Below are 13,543 nucleotides of genomic sequence, written 5' to 3' on the forward strand. Positions count from 1 at the left end.
ACCAACACACTCCACTCAATCAATGCAGGAGAATCACCATGGCCAACACCTCGTTGCGTAAAGCCTCATTGCAAAGCATGGAAGCCGAGATCGAGAGTCTGCTCAAGTCGTTGGAAAACCTGAAGAGTGATGCCTCGGACGAGTCGCTGAAAACCCTCAAGGTCCTCAAAAACAACGCCGAGAACGCGCTGAAACACTCGCGCCACCTGCTCAGCGATGCGTACGAAGAAGTCAAAGTCAAAACCCGCGAAACCGGGATCGCCACCCGCGATTACGCCCAGGAACACCCATGGACCACGACCAGCGTCGCGGTCGGTGCCTTGGGTTTGCTGGCCGCGTATCTGCTATACAAACGCGGCCATTAAGGCTGGCACAGTTCGTTTTTCAACCACTGCGCCAACTGCCGAGCGCGCCCGTCTGCGGCGCGCTTGGGTAGCCACAACGCCAGTTGCGCCGGGGTTTCACTAAAACCCCACGGGGCGACCAGGCGACCGGCCTTCAAGTCCTCGGCCACCAGCGGCTCAGGGGCAATCGCTACGCCCAGCCCGGCCACCGCCGCCTCCAGCAAATAATACAAATGCTCGAAACCCTGCCCGTACTTCAGCGCTTTGGCGTCGAGGTCGTTGCGCTGCGCCCAACTGGGCCAGGCTTGCGGGCGTGAAGTGGTGTGCAACAAGGCTTCGTTGAGCAGCGCAGCGGCCGGCGCCTGGCGCAGTTTGTCGTAACCGGCAAAGCGAGGGCTCAACACTGGACCTATGCGCTCGCTGGCCAATTCATAAACCTGCATGTCCGCAGGCCACGGCGGCTCGGCAAACACCAGCAAGGCATCGAGCCCCGGCCGCCGAGGGTCAAGATCGCCTTCACCCGCCGACAGGTGCAAACGCAAGTCCGGCAGGTCGGCATTCAACCGGCCCAGACGTGGAATGAACCAGCGCGCCAGCAAGCTGCCAGAGCAGCCAAGCACGAACGGCGCGTCGGCGTGACCTTGCGTCAGTTCACCGCAAACGGTGCGTAAACGCTCGAAGGCCTCGCTGCTGGCATCGCGTAAGCGCACGCCGGCATCTGTGAGTTTCAGGCCGCGCCCATCCTTGACGAACAGGCTCACCCCCAGATGCTCCTCCAGCACTTTCAACTGTCGGCTGACGGCACCGTGAGTCACGTGCAGTTGCTCCGCAGCCTGACTGACGCTGTTCAGGCGGGCAGTGGCCTCGAAGGCACGCAGGGCGTTTAGCGGGGGAAGATCGTGGCTCATGGGATCTGTGAGTTTTCCTGACAGGTTACGGCGATCTTATCGGTTTTCAGCTCCAGACGTCAGGGGTAGAGTGAACGCCATTGCCCTGCTACGAATTAACTTTTTCAAATTCAACTGGAGCGCCCCATGACCCAGACTAATCTGCGCAACGGCCCTGATGCCAACGGCCTGTTTGGCGCGTTCGGCGGCCGCTACGTTGCCGAAACCCTGATGCCGTTGATCCTCGACCTGGCCCGTGAATACGAAGCGGCCAAGGAAGATCCGGCGTTCAAGGAAGAATTGGCCTACTTCCAACGCGACTACGTCGGCCGTCCAAGCCCGCTGTACTTCGCCGAGCGTCTGACCGAGTTCTGCGGCGGCGCGAAGATCTACCTCAAGCGCGAAGAGCTGAACCACACCGGCGCGCACAAGATCAACAACTGCATCGGCCAGATCCTGCTGGCGCGGCGCATGGGCAAAAAACGCATCATCGCCGAGACTGGCGCCGGCATGCACGGCGTAGCGACCGCCACCGTGGCTGCGCGCTTTGGCCTCGATTGCGTGATCTACATGGGCACCACCGACATCGAGCGCCAACAGGCCAACGTGTTCCGCATGAAACTGCTGGGCGCCGAAGTGATCCCCGTGGTTGCTGGCACCGGCACTCTGAAAGACGCGATGAACGAAGCCCTGCGTGACTGGGTGACCAACGTCGACAGCACCTTCTACCTGATCGGCACCGTGGCCGGCCCGCACCCTTATCCGGCAATGGTCCGCGACTTCCAGGCGGTGATCGGCAAGGAAACCCGCGAACAACTGCAAGCCAAGGAAGGTCGCCTGCCGGACAGCCTGGTGGCGTGCATCGGCGGTGGTTCCAACGCCATGGGCCTGTTCCACCCGTTCCTCGATGACAAAAGCGTCGAAATCATCGGCGTTGAAGCAGCGGGCCATGGCATCGAAACCGGCAAACATGCGGCCAGCCTGAACGGCGGCGTACCGGGCGTGCTGCACGGCAACCGGACCTTCCTGCTGCAGGACGACGATGGCCAGATCATCGACGCTCACTCGATCTCCGCCGGCCTCGACTATCCGGGTATCGGCCCGGAACACGCCTGGTTGCATGACATCGGCCGCGTTCAGTACACCTCGGTGACCGACCACGAAGCCCTCGACGCCTTCCATAAATGCTGCCGCCTGGAAGGGATTATTCCTGCACTGGAAAGCGCCCACGCCCTGGCCGAAGTGTTCAAACGCGCACCGACCCTGCCGAAAGATCACCTGATGGTGGTCAACCTGTCCGGCCGTGGCGACAAAGACATGCAGACCGTCATGCATCACATGGAACACTCTCTACAAGAGCACTCCCAGCAGGAGAAACACTGATGAGCCGCCTGCAAACGCGCTTCGCCGAACTCAAAGAACAGAACCGCGCCGCCCTGGTGACCTTTGTCACTGCCGGCGACCCGAGCTATGACACCTCGTTGGCGATCCTCAAAGGTTTGCCAGCGGCGGGTGCCGACGTGATCGAACTGGGCATGCCCTTCACCGATCCGATGGCCGACGGCCCGGCGATCCAGCTCGCCAACATCCGCGCCTTGGGCGCTAAGCAGAACCTGGCGAAAACCCTGCAAATGGTTCGCGAGTTCCGCAAAGACAACAGCGACACGCCACTGGTGCTGATGGGTTACTTCAACCCGATTCATTACTACGGCGTACCGCGTTTCATCAACGATGCCAAAGAAGCCGGTGTCGATGGCCTGATCGTGGTCGACATGCCGCCTGAACATAACGCCGAGCTGTGCGACCCGGCGCAAGCGGCAGGCATCGACTTCATCCGCCTGACCACTCCGACCACCGACGACGTGCGTCTGCCGACTGTGCTCAATGGCAGTTCCGGTTTTGTGTACTACGTATCGGTGGCCGGTGTGACGGGCGCTGGCGCAGCGACGCTGGAACACGTCGAAGAAGCCGTGGCCCGTTTGCGTCGCCACACCGACCTGCCGATCAGCATCGGGTTCGGCATCCGCACACCGGAGCAAGCGGCGTCCATCGCCCGTCTGGCAGACGGCGTGGTGGTGGGTTCGGCGCTGATCGACCACATCGCCAACGCGACCACACCTGAGCAGGCCATCGACGGCGTACTAGGCCTGTGCTCGGCGTTGTCCGAAGGTGTGCGTAAAGCCCGCGTCAGCTAAGAGTAAAGTTCCTGATACAGAGGAATTAGTGCCTGGCGCCGCAGACTAAATAGCAAGACCCAGGGGTTTGGAACCGAGTTCTGAACCCCTTTTTTTGCTGTGGATGCTGTGAGGAAGACCTAAATGAAAATGCCCAAACGCTTGATCGCCAGCCTGGGTGTATTGATGCTCGGTGCCACGCCCTTGCTCCACGTAAGCGCCGATGAGCGCGACGATCATGATCGCGGTGGCCCGCGGTATGAGCATCGCGGCGATGATCACCGCGATCACCGCCCTGAATACAGACGGCCACCTCAGGACTTCGGTCCGGTGCGCGAAGTGATCCGCGTCAATCACGGGTATTTCGTCCGCGGTGCGCCACCACCGCCGGGTGTTCGCTGGGTCAGAGGCCAACCTTTGCCGCGCGGCTACTACGGTGAACGCCTGGACAGCCGAGCCCTCGAACACTTGCCGTACTACCCAGGTTACGAATGGCGACGCATGGGCGGTGACATCGTGCTGATCGCCATAGGCACCGGGGTGGTTTATGAAGTGCTGGAAGGGGTTTTGTACTAACTGAAAGCATTGATTGATCGTTCCCACGCTCCGCGTGGGAATGCCTCAATGGACGCTCCGCGTCCGCTCTTGATGGTGACGCGGAGCGTCACGGGATGCATTCCCACGCAGGAGCGTGGGAACGATCATTGTCTGCGATCGAACATGCTCAAAAAATCGACAAATCCAATGGACGGATCGCACCCATCCAGATCGCATGGTCGGTGTGGTCCGCCAGATCGTCGCCGGTATCCGGGTGCACAAATACCACCAAACCTTTGCGATTAAGCGCCAGCCACGGCAGCACTTCGCCGAGCTGCTCCGGTGCGAAGGCCAGTTGGCAGCTCCAGTCCGGGTGTGGGCCGACCAGCCGTTCGTGCACCCGGCCCATCTTCAGCGGGAACAGCTGCGCAGCCTGTTCACACAGGGCTCGCGCCAGATCGATGGTGTTCGCGTCGAAATAAACATGGGCGTGATAGCCCTTGATCGGTTGCATAGCGTTCTCGCGTCTCGGGATTCATTCCAGCCGCAACGCTACACCGCAATAGACGGCAGCGCCAAACCTGTCAGCGACTCCGCGCTGCTGGCCTGTTCGGTCATCAGCCAGTCGACGAACTGTTGAATCAGCGCGCTGCGGCGTTTGCGTTGGGGCAGGACCACGTAATAGCCGAAGCTCGATATCGCCGTCTCGGCAATCGGTTGGCACAACAAGCCTTGCGCCAGCAAGTTATCCACAAGGTGCCGCCAACCGATGGCCACGCCCTGGCCGCCAATCGCCGCTTGAATCAATAGCGTGTAGTTGTCGAAGCGCAATTGTCCCGGTGCCGGTGGGGTGGCGATGCCCAAGGTGCGGAACACGCCGCTCCAGTCGAACCAGTGGCTGCTGTTCTCGCCGCGTAAATGCAGCAACGGTAATTCCTGCAAAGCGTGGGCGGGCAGGGGCACCGTGCGGTCTTTGAGCAGCAGCGGGCTGCACACCGGGAACACTTCTTCACTGAACAGCCAATGGCTTTCGCCCTGCTTGAAACGCCCATCACCAAACAGCACGGCCACGTCGATATCCGTGCGCAGCATGTTGTGGCTGCGCTCGCTGGTAACCAGGCTGACGTCCACCTGTGGATTGGCCTCATGAAAACGGTGCAGGCGCGGCATCAGCCAATAGGCGGCGAAGGCGAAGTCGGTGGCCACCTGCAACACCTCGTGCTGATGCTGGGCGCTGATCGCATTCAGCCCGGCGTCGATGCTCTGCAAACCGGCCTGCACCTGTTCGAACAGAATCGCCCCGGCCTCGGTCAGCTCGATGCCTCGGTAGATTCGGTCGAACAGCCGCGTGCCGAGTTGCTCCTCCAGCCGTTTGAGCTGCTGGCTGACGGCGGGCTGCGTGGTGCCGAGTTCCACCGCCGCAGCGGTAAAGCTGCGATGACGTGCCGCGGCCTCAAAGGCGCGGAACAGGTCCAGGGACAAATCACCAAGGGCATCATACATAAGCTGTGCTTATCCTAGTCATTGCCGGGCGTGGGCTTTACCGCTAAGTGCATGGGCTACATCCTCGATCACAGCACTTTCGCATAACTGCTCACTATGGAATGCCGCGATCTCATGAAGCGCAAGAACATTCTTTTCATCATGGCCGATCAAATGGCCGCGCCCTTGTTGCCGTTCTACGGTTCATCGCCGATCAAGCTGCCCAACCTGAGCCGCCTCGCCGCGCAAGGCGTGGTGTTCGACGCCGCGTATTGCAACAGCCCGTTATGCGCTCCTTCGCGTTTCACCCTGGTTAGCGGCCAATTGCCGAGCAAGATCGGCGCCTACGACAACGCGGCGGATTTTCCGGCAGACGTGCCGACCTATGCCCACTACCTGCGACGCCTGGGCTACCGCACCGCGCTGTCCGGCAAGATGCACTTCTGCGGCCCGGATCAACTGCATGGCTACGAAGAACGCCTGACCAGCGATATCTACCCGGCCGATTACGGTTGGGCAGTGAACTGGGATGAACCGGATGTGCGCCCGAGCTGGTATCACAACATGTCCTCAGTGCTGCAGGCCGGGCCCTGCGTGCGCACCAATCAGCTGGATTTCGACGAAGAGGTGGTGTTCAAGGCCCAGCAGTACCTGTTCGATCACATCCGCGAAGAGGGCGATCAGCCGTTCTGCCTGACCGTATCGATGACTCACCCACACGATCCGTACACCATTCCCAAGACCTTTTGGGACCTGTACGACGACCAAGACATCCCATTGCCGGAAACGCCGGCGCAAACCGATCTCGATCCGCATTCCCAGCGTCTGCTCAAGGTTTACGACCTGTGGGACAAGCCGCTGCCTGTGGATAAGATTCGCGATGCGCGGCGCGCCTATTTCGGTGCGTGCAGCTATATCGACAGCAACGTCGGCAAACTTCTGCGAACCCTCGAGGATACGGGGCTGATCGACGACACCATCATTGTCTTCTCCGGTGACCACGGCGACATGCTCGGTGAGCGGGGGCTCTGGTACAAAATGCACTGGTTCGAAATGGCCGCCCGCGTGCCGCTGCTGGTCAGCGCACCGGGGCAGTTCGCCGCTGGGCGAGTCGGTGCTGCGGTGTCCACCGCCGACCTGCTGCCGACCCTGGTGGAACTGGCTGGCGGTACATTGGAACCCGGCTTGCCGCTAGACGGCCGTTCGCTGGTGCCGCACCTGCAAGGGCAGGGCGGACATGACGAAGTGTTTGGTGAATACATGGCCGAAGGCACTATCAGTCCGCTGATGATGATCCGCCGTGGCGCGTACAAATTCATCTACAGCGAAGACGACCCGTGCCTGCTCTTCGACGTGCATAACGACCCGCATGAACAGGAGGAACTCAGCCAATCCGTGCAACATCGCCAGTTGTTCAACGACTTTCTTGCCGAGTCTCGGGCCAAATGGAACATCCCGGCGATTCACCAACAGGTGCTCGCCAGCCAGCGCCGACGACGTTTCGTCGCCCAGGCGCTGACCCTCGGCAAGCTGAAGAGCTGGGACCACCAGCCACTGGTCGACGCCAGTCAGCAGTACATGCGCAACCACATCGACCTCGATGACCTGGAGCGCAAAGCACGTTATCCACAACCCTGCCAAAACCAATAACGTAAGGGGAAGAACATGCAAAGGTTATCCACAGTACTGACGGCGGGGCTGCTGGCCTTGAGTAGCGTTTCGGCCTACGCCGAGCAAAGTTGCGACACGGTGAAAATGGCGGACCCAGGCTGGAGCGACATTGCCGCGACCAACGCTATCACCGGTTTCCTGCTGGATGGCATGGGCTACAAGGCCAAGGTCGACACCTTGGCCGTGCCGATCACCTTTGGTGGGCTCAAGGACGGCCAAGTCGATGTGTTCCTGGGTAACTGGATGCCGGCGCAGCAGGGCTTCTACGACAAATTCGTGGCCAATGGCGATGTCACCCAATTGTCGAAGAACCTTGATGGCACCGAGTTCACCCTGGCCGTCCCGGACTACGTGTGGGACGCCGGTGTGCATAACTTTGCCGACCTGAATAAATACGCCGACAAGTTCGACAAGAAGATCTACGGCATTGGCTCCGGCGCCCCTGCAAACATTTCCTTGCAGGAAATCATCAAGAAGAACGATTTCGACCTCGGCCAGTGGAAGCTGATCGAGTCCAGCGAACAGGCAATGCTCGCCGAAGTGTCTCGCGCGGTTAAAAAACAGAAGTTCGTGACCTTCCTCGGCTGGACCCCGCACCCGATGAACGTGCAGTTGAAAATGCATTACCTGAAGGGCGGCGAGAAATACTTCGGCGACACCGGCAGTGTCCATACCCTGACCCGCAAAGGTTATGCACAGGTTTGCCCGAACGTTGGAAAATTGCTGACCAACCTGAGCTTCACTCAGGAGATGGAGAACAGCATCATGGCCGAAGTGGTCAACAAGAAGGTCAGTAACGCCGACGCGGCAAAGGCGTGGATCAAGGCCAATCCGGCGGTGCTGGACAAGTGGCTTGATGGCGTGAAGACCGTGGATGGGAAGGACGCGTTGCTGGCAGTCAAAGCAAAACTTTAACTCCGTGTGGGAGCGAGCCTGCTCGCGATGGCGGTGGATCAGTAAACAATGATGCTGAATGTACTGCCGTCATCGCGAGCAGGCTCGCTCCCACAAGGGCACGATCAGTGTCCGGGCCTGATACTCTTTCGCCAAAACCCCAATCAAGAGGCCCCATGGCAATCTCCAGACGCCATAAACTCTTCCCCTTTCTCAGTTGGCTGCCCCGGCAAACCCGCGCCAGCGTCGGTCGCGATCTTGTCGTTGGCCTCAGCGGGGCGATTCTTGCGTTACCGCAATCCATTGCCTACGCCCTGATCGCCGGGTTACCCGCCGAATACGGCTTGTACGCCGCCATTATCCCGGTGTTGATTGCCTGCCTCTGGGGGTCCTCCTGGCATTTGATCTGTGGCCCGACGGCGGCGATCTCTATTGTTCTTTACGCCAGCGTCAGTCCCTTGGCCGTGCCTGGCTCCCAGGACTACATCACGCTGATCCTGCTGCTGACCTTCCTCGCCGGTATTTTCCAGTGGCTGCTGGGCATGCTGCGCTTTGGCGCGTTGGTGAACTTTGTCTCGCACTCGGTGGTGCTGGGTTTCACCCTCGGTGCGGCGGTGGTGATCGCCCTCGGGCAGTTGCCGAACCTGTTGGGGCTGGATCTGCCGAATCAGGCCACGGCGCTGAACAGTCTGCTGTCATTGATCGGTGACATTGGCGCACTGGATAAACCGTCGCTGGTGCTGGGTCTTGGCACGCTGGCAGCGGGCATTACGCTGAAACTGCTATTGCCACGCTGGCCGAGCCTGTTGATCAGCCTGATTTTCAGCGGCCTGTTGGTGTGGCTATGGCCATCGATGTTTGGCCATGTGAAGCTGGTCAGCTCATTCGTCGGCCGGCTGCCGCCGTTCAGTCTGTTGCCGCTGGATCTGGACCTGATGCTGCGCCTGCTGCCCAGTGCGGTGGCGGTCGGCATGCTCGGGCTGGTGACCAGCCTGTCGATTGCCCGCTCCTTGTCGGCGCGTTCGCAGCAATTACTCGATGCGAATCAGGAGGTCCGTGCGCAGGGACTTTCGAACATCGTCGGCAGCTTTTTCGCAGGCTCGCTGTCGGCCGGATCCTTTACCCGTTCGGGATTGAGTTATGAGGCGGGTGCCTGCTCGCCACTGGCCGGGGTGTTCTCGGCGCTGTGGGTAGCGGTGTTTGCGCTGACCGGGGCGACGCTGATAGCGCATATCCCGATTCCAGCCATGGCCGGCAGTATTCTGCTGATTTGCTGGGGATTGGTAGACCATCGCGGCATTCGCGCGTTGTTCCGGGTCAGCCATGCCGAATTCGCGGTGATGGCGCTGACGTGCGTCGCCACATTACTGCTGGAGCTACAAACGGCGATCTACGCCGGGGTGTTGGTCTCGCTGTTTTTCTACCTCAAACGCACCTCGCAACCCCGCGTGCAGCAATGGAGCGAAGGCGATGAAGAGATTCTGCGGGTTGGTGGCTCGATCTTCTTCGGCGCCAGCCACTACCTGCAAGTCCGTCTGCAACGCACTCAAGGATTGAAGGTGGTGATCGAAGGGCAGTACATCAACTTCATCGACTATTCCGGCGTAGAGATGCTGCACCAGGAAGCGCGACGACTGCTCAGACAAGGCCGCAGCCTGATCCTGCGCCGGGCGCGGGGGCATGTGGTCGAAGAGTTGATAAAGCTCGAAGGGCCGGAGAAATGCCCAATCCGGTTTGAGGATTGACCAACGCAAATACCGCGTCGGGCTCAACCCTGTGGCGAGGGGGCTTGCCCCCGTTCGGGTGCGAAGCGACCGCGCTCTTACTGATACATCGCGTTAGCAGATTTCAGGGCCGCTGCGCAGCCCAACGGGGGCAAGCCCCCTCGCCACAAAGGCCAGCGTCGCCAGTTACAACGCCAACTGGCGACGGAGCTCGGCCAGCACCGGTGCGGTGTCAGGGCGTACGCCGCGCCACAGGAAGAACGCTTCGGCCGCCTGTTCGGCGAGCATCCCCAAACCATCCATCGACACCGCGGCGCCGTGTTCGCTGGCCCAGCGGCAGAACGAGGTCGGTTCCTTGCCGTACATCATGTCGTAGCAAACAGTCTTGCCCGGTTCGATCAAGCTGCTGGCAATCGGCGGTACATCACCTGACAGGCTGGCCGACGTGGCGTTGATAATCAGGTCCACCGGCTCACGCAACCAGTCGAAACCGCTGGCGGACACCGGGCCGAGATCGGCGAACAGTTCGGCCAGCAACTCGGCTTTTTCCAGCGTGCGATTGGCGATGATCACCGACGCTGGCTGCTCGGCCAGCAAAGGCTCCAGCGCGCCACGCACCGCACCGCCGGCACCCAGCAGCAGAATGCGTTTACCGCGCAGGCTGAACCCGGCGTTGACCGTCAAATCCCGCACCAGCCCGGCGCCATCAGTGTTGTCGCCCAACAGGCTGCCATCCGCCAGTTTGCTCAAGGTGTTGACCGCACCTGCTCGCTGAGCCCGTTCCGTCAGGCTGTTGGCCAGACGATAGGCTTCCTCCTTGAACGGCACCGTGACGTTGGCGCCACGGCCTTCGCGGAAAAACTCCTTGGCACAACCGGAAAAGTCATCCAGCGGCGCCAGCAAGGTGCTGTAGTCCAGTTGCTGAGCGGTCTGCTCGGCAAACAGGCGATGGATCAACGGCGATTTGCTGTGGCCAATCGGGTTACCGAATACGACGTAACGGTCCATCAGGATTCCTCGTTCAGACGTTTGCCAACCAATCGCGATCTTGCAGGAAATACTCGGTCAGGCGCGCTTCTTCACTGCCAGGCTCGGCCTTCCAGTCGTAACTCCAGCGCACTTGCGGCGGCAGCGACATGAGAATCGACTCGGTACGCCCGCCCGATTGCAGGCCGAACAGCGTGCCGCGGTCGTACACCAGGTTGAACTCGACGTAGCGCCCACGGCGGAATTCCTGGAACTCGCGCTGTTTTTCGGTGAAGGCTTGTGCCTTGCGACGCTGGACGATCGGCAAGTACGCGTCGATGTAAGCATCGCCGATAGCGCGCATGAAGGCGAAACAGGTGTCGAAGTCCCACTCGTTCAGGTCATCGAAGAACAGACCGCCGATACCCCGGGGTTCGTTGCGATGCTTGATGTGGAAGTAGCTGTCGCACCACGCCTTGTAACGGCTGTAGACGTCCGGTCCAAAGGGCTCGCAGGCCTTCGCGGCCACACGGTGCCAATGCACGCAGTCTTCTTCATTGCCGTAGTAAGGGGTCAGGTCGAAGCCGCCGCCGAACCACCAGACCGGCTCTTCACCTTCTTTCTCGGCGATGAAGAAGCGCACGTTGGCGTGGGACGTTGGCACATGCGGGTTATGCGGGTGAATGACCAGCGATACCCCGAGGGCTTCGAAACCGCGCCCGGCCAGTTCCGGTCGATGAGCGCTGGCGGACGGCGGAAGACCGCTACCAAAGACGTGGGAAAAGTTGACGCCGCCCTTCTCGATGACCGCGCCGTTTTCGATCACCCGCGTGCGACCGCCACCACCGGCTGGCCGGGTCCAGGCGTCTTCGACGAAACGAGTGCCACCATCTTCGGCTTCCAGCGCAGCACAAATGCGGTCTTGCAGGTCGAGCAGGTAGGCTTTTACGGCCTCGGTGCGGGTAGTCATGGCATCACCTTGAATCGGGCAAAGCTACGCGGCGCTCGATCAGAACGGCGGCCGGCGCAAATGGGCGCGTAGCATAACACTGCACTCGTGACCGTCGCAGTTGACGAAGATCAAGCTTAGGAGTCCGATAGGGTCCTTCGCCGAAAGACCGACGGCAAACACACCCAAGGAGAGTGCAGATGGCCAAACGTATCCAGTTCCGTGCCCATGGCGGCCCCGAAGTGCTTGAGTATGTGGATTATCAGCCTGCCGAGCCGGGTCCGCAGCAGGTGCGTGTGAGCAACAAGGCCATCGGCCTGAATTTCATCGACACCTATTACCGCAGCGGCCTCTACGCACCGCCCGCCCTGCCATCGGGCCTTGGCGCGGAAGGCGCGGGCGTGGTCGACGCGGTGGGCAGCGGCGTCACTCGCTTCAAGGTCGGTGACCGCGTGGCCTACGGCAGTGGCCCGCTGGGTGCTTACAGCGAGTTGCATGTGTTACCGCAAGACAATCTGGTGCATCTGCCAGACGCTATCAGTTTCGAACAGGCCGCGGGCGTCATGCTCAAGGGCCTGACCGTACAGTACCTGTTGCGTCAGACCTATGAACTCAAGGGTGGCGAGACCATCCTGTTCCACGCCGCTGCCGGTGGTGTCGGTTCGCTGGCCTGCCAATGGGCCAAGGCCTTGGGCGTGAAGTTGATCGGTACCGTCAGTTCGCCGGAAAAAGCCGCACTGGCAAAATCCCTCGGCGCCTGGGCAACCATCGACTACAGCAAGGAAAACGTCGCACAGCGCGTGCTGGAACTGACTGACGGCAAAAAGGTGCCAGTGGTCTACGACGGCGTTGGCAAGGACACCTGGCTGACCTCGCTCGACAGCGTGGCGCCACGCGGGCTGGTGGTGAGTTTCGGCAACGCATCGGGTGCGGTGGACGGCGTCAACCTGGGGATTCTCGCGGCAAAAGGCTCTCTGTACGTGACCCGGCCAACCCTGGGGACTTACGCCAATAACGCTGAAAACCTGCAAGCCATGGCCGATGAGCTGTTCGCAATGATCATCAGCGGCAAGTTGAAAGTGGACATCAACCAGCGTTACCCACTGGCTGAAGCGGCGAAAGCGCAGATTGAGCTGTCGGCGCGACGTACTACCGGGTCGACGGTGCTTTTGCCTTAAGTAACAGGGTGTTTGATCGGGCCTCATCGCGAGCAGGCTCGCTCCCACAGTAGATCTTTAGTGAACACAGAATTTGTGTACGACATAGGTCCAGTGTGGGAGCGAGCCTGCTCGCGATGGGCTCACCTCGGTCTCAGGCCGGGCGCACCACGTTGCCGGTCGCCAGATCGCGAATCAGGCTCGGGTTTTTCCGTCCGCCCAGATTACCGCCCAGTACCAGGTCGATCTGCCCACGGAAATACTGCTCGACGCGAATTCGCGAACGCGCTGCCGGGCGGCCTTGCGGGTTGGCTGAAGTCGACACCAATGGCCCGACCAACGCGCACAAATCCCGCACCTGCGGGTGATCGCTAACCCGCAATGCCACGGTCTCGTGGACCCCGGTGATCCATTGCGGCAGCATGTTTTGATGGGGCACCAACCAGGTGTTCGGCCCCGGCCAGGTGCTGGCCATGCGATCCATCCACAGCTCCGGGAAGTCTTCGAACAGGAAGTCGAACTGGCGAATATTGTCGGCAACCAGGATCAGGCCTTTTTCCACCGAACGGCCCTTGATCGCCAGCAAGCGATACACCGCCTCTTCATCCCACGGGTCGCAACCCAGGCCCCAGACCGCTTCGGTTGGATAGGCAATCACCGCCCCTGCGCGAATCGCTTGTGCGGCTTGCTGCACACGCCAACTGTTGACCATTACCGACTCTCCAAAATAAGGCTGTGCGCAGTTTACCGATCTTTCA

Annotated in this window: 14 protein-coding genes; 8 read left to right on the forward strand and 6 right to left on the reverse strand. The window is 60.7% G+C overall.

The genetic code is table 11. The features are described 5' to 3' along the window. The first annotated feature begins 38 nt into the window (after positions 1 to 38). Complete coding sequence (locus BK658_RS07800) at positions 39 to 365, forward strand: ElaB/YgaM/YqjD family protein (protein ID WP_123581817.1); 327 nt, start codon at positions 39 to 41, stop codon at positions 363 to 365. Here BK658_RS07800 and BK658_RS07805 read toward each other — a convergent pair. Further along, positions 362 to 1,252, reverse strand: coding sequence for a LysR family transcriptional regulator (locus BK658_RS07805; protein ID WP_123581818.1), 891 nt, complete (start codon positions 1,250 to 1,252; stop codon positions 362 to 364). The genes BK658_RS07800 and BK658_RS07805 overlap by 4 nt on opposite strands. Before the next feature lie 126 nt (positions 1,253 to 1,378). Between BK658_RS07805 and trpB the strand changes: the two genes are divergently transcribed. The 3 genes from trpB to BK658_RS07820 all read left to right on the forward strand — a co-directional run bounded on the left by trpB (position 1,379) and on the right by BK658_RS07820 (position 3,981). After that, entirely contained in the window at positions 1,379 to 2,614 is a 1,236-nt protein-coding gene (gene trpB, locus BK658_RS07810) for a tryptophan synthase subunit beta (RefSeq protein WP_123581819.1), read from the forward strand. After that, positions 2,614 to 3,426 carry a tryptophan synthase subunit alpha gene (gene trpA / locus BK658_RS07815; RefSeq protein WP_123581820.1) on the forward strand — a complete coding sequence of 271 codons (813 nt, stop codon included), beginning with the start codon at positions 2,614 to 2,616 and terminating at the stop codon, positions 3,424 to 3,426. Before trpB ends, trpA begins: the two co-directional genes overlap by 1 nt. 123 nt (positions 3,427 to 3,549) lie before the next feature. Then, positions 3,550 to 3,981, forward strand: a complete 432-nt coding sequence (locus BK658_RS07820; RefSeq protein WP_123581821.1) for an anti-virulence regulator CigR family protein — start codon at positions 3,550 to 3,552, stop codon at positions 3,979 to 3,981. Positions 3,982 to 4,129: 148 nt separating this feature from the next. Here BK658_RS07820 and BK658_RS07825 read toward each other — a convergent pair whose 3' ends face one another. Beyond that, positions 4,130 to 4,456 (reverse strand): DOPA 4,5-dioxygenase family protein, encoded by a 327-nt coding sequence (locus BK658_RS07825; protein WP_123581822.1) that lies wholly within the window; start codon positions 4,454 to 4,456, stop codon positions 4,130 to 4,132. Between the two features lie 38 nt (positions 4,457 to 4,494). Then, a complete protein-coding gene (locus tag BK658_RS07830) occupies positions 4,495 to 5,445 on the reverse strand; it encodes a choline sulfate utilization transcriptional regulator (protein ID WP_123581823.1) in 951 nt (316 codons plus the stop codon). Positions 5,446 to 5,559: 114 nt separating this feature from the next. Here BK658_RS07830 and betC point away from each other — a divergent pair, with 114 nt between their 5' ends. The 3 genes from betC (at position 5,560) to BK658_RS07850 (ending at position 9,734) form a co-directional block, all read left to right on the forward strand. Beyond that, positions 5,560 to 7,074: a choline-sulfatase gene (betC, locus tag BK658_RS07835; RefSeq protein WP_123581824.1), complete on the forward strand. Its 1,515-nt coding sequence runs from the start codon at positions 5,560 to 5,562 to the stop codon at positions 7,072 to 7,074. Between the two features lie 15 nt (positions 7,075 to 7,089). Beyond that, entirely contained in the window at positions 7,090 to 8,010 is a 921-nt protein-coding gene (gene choX, locus BK658_RS07840; protein ID WP_123581825.1) for a choline ABC transporter substrate-binding protein, read from the forward strand. 155 nt (positions 8,011 to 8,165) lie between these two features. Next, complete coding sequence (locus BK658_RS07850; RefSeq protein WP_123581826.1) at positions 8,166 to 9,734, forward strand: SulP family inorganic anion transporter; 1,569 nt, start codon at positions 8,166 to 8,168, stop codon at positions 9,732 to 9,734. A 165-nt stretch (positions 9,735 to 9,899) separates the two neighbouring features. Here BK658_RS07850 and aroE read toward each other — a convergent pair whose 3' ends face one another. Continuing rightward, positions 9,900 to 10,721 (reverse strand): shikimate dehydrogenase, encoded by an 822-nt coding sequence (aroE, locus tag BK658_RS07855; protein WP_123581827.1) that lies wholly within the window; start codon positions 10,719 to 10,721, stop codon positions 9,900 to 9,902. Between the two features lie 13 nt (positions 10,722 to 10,734). Next, complete coding sequence (hemF, locus tag BK658_RS07860; protein ID WP_123581828.1) at positions 10,735 to 11,649, reverse strand: oxygen-dependent coproporphyrinogen oxidase; 915 nt, start codon at positions 11,647 to 11,649, stop codon at positions 10,735 to 10,737. 179 nt (positions 11,650 to 11,828) lie between these two features. Here hemF and BK658_RS07865 point away from each other — a divergent pair, with 179 nt between their 5' ends. Continuing rightward, complete coding sequence (locus tag BK658_RS07865; protein ID WP_123581829.1) at positions 11,829 to 12,806, forward strand: NADPH:quinone reductase; 978 nt, start codon at positions 11,829 to 11,831, stop codon at positions 12,804 to 12,806. 133 nt (positions 12,807 to 12,939) lie between these two features. Here the strand turns inward: BK658_RS07865 and tsaC are convergent, their stop codons facing one another. Then, a complete protein-coding gene (gene tsaC / locus BK658_RS07870; RefSeq protein WP_054594896.1) occupies positions 12,940 to 13,497 on the reverse strand; it encodes an L-threonylcarbamoyladenylate synthase type 1 TsaC in 558 nt (185 codons plus the stop codon). Between the last annotated feature and the right edge of the window lie 46 nt (positions 13,498 to 13,543).

The sequence above is a fragment of the Pseudomonas brassicacearum genome, from assembly GCF_003732175.1.
Taxonomy (GTDB): domain Bacteria; phylum Pseudomonadota; class Gammaproteobacteria; order Pseudomonadales; family Pseudomonadaceae; genus Aquipseudomonas; species Aquipseudomonas brassicacearum_G.

Bases quoted from the DNA above. Each gene is read 5' to 3' on its own strand.
- BK658_RS07800 (WP_123581817.1), top strand. From the start codon at position 39: ATGGCCAACACCTCGTTGCGTAAAGCCTCATTGCAAAGCATGGAAGCC.
- BK658_RS07805 (WP_123581818.1), bottom strand. From the start codon at position 1,252: ATGAGCCACGATCTTCCCCCGCTAAACGCCCTGCGTGCCTTCGAGGCC.
- trpB (WP_123581819.1), top strand. From the start codon at position 1,379: ATGACCCAGACTAATCTGCGCAACGGCCCTGATGCCAACGGCCTGTTT.
- trpA (WP_123581820.1), top strand. From the start codon at position 2,614: ATGAGCCGCCTGCAAACGCGCTTCGCCGAACTCAAAGAACAGAACCGC.
- BK658_RS07820 (WP_123581821.1), top strand. From the start codon at position 3,550: ATGAAAATGCCCAAACGCTTGATCGCCAGCCTGGGTGTATTGATGCTC.
- BK658_RS07825 (WP_123581822.1), bottom strand. From the start codon at position 4,456: ATGCAACCGATCAAGGGCTATCACGCCCATGTTTATTTCGACGCGAAC.
- BK658_RS07830 (WP_123581823.1), bottom strand. From the start codon at position 5,445: ATGTATGATGCCCTTGGTGATTTGTCCCTGGACCTGTTCCGCGCCTTT.
- betC (WP_123581824.1), top strand. From the start codon at position 5,560: ATGAAGCGCAAGAACATTCTTTTCATCATGGCCGATCAAATGGCCGCG.
- choX (WP_123581825.1), top strand. From the start codon at position 7,090: ATGCAAAGGTTATCCACAGTACTGACGGCGGGGCTGCTGGCCTTGAGT.
- BK658_RS07850 (WP_123581826.1), top strand. From the start codon at position 8,166: ATGGCAATCTCCAGACGCCATAAACTCTTCCCCTTTCTCAGTTGGCTG.
- aroE (WP_123581827.1), bottom strand. From the start codon at position 10,721: ATGGACCGTTACGTCGTATTCGGTAACCCGATTGGCCACAGCAAATCG.
- hemF (WP_123581828.1), bottom strand. From the start codon at position 11,649: ATGACTACCCGCACCGAGGCCGTAAAAGCCTACCTGCTCGACCTGCAA.
- BK658_RS07865 (WP_123581829.1), top strand. From the start codon at position 11,829: ATGGCCAAACGTATCCAGTTCCGTGCCCATGGCGGCCCCGAAGTGCTT.
- tsaC (WP_054594896.1), bottom strand. From the start codon at position 13,497: ATGGTCAACAGTTGGCGTGTGCAGCAAGCCGCACAAGCGATTCGCGCA.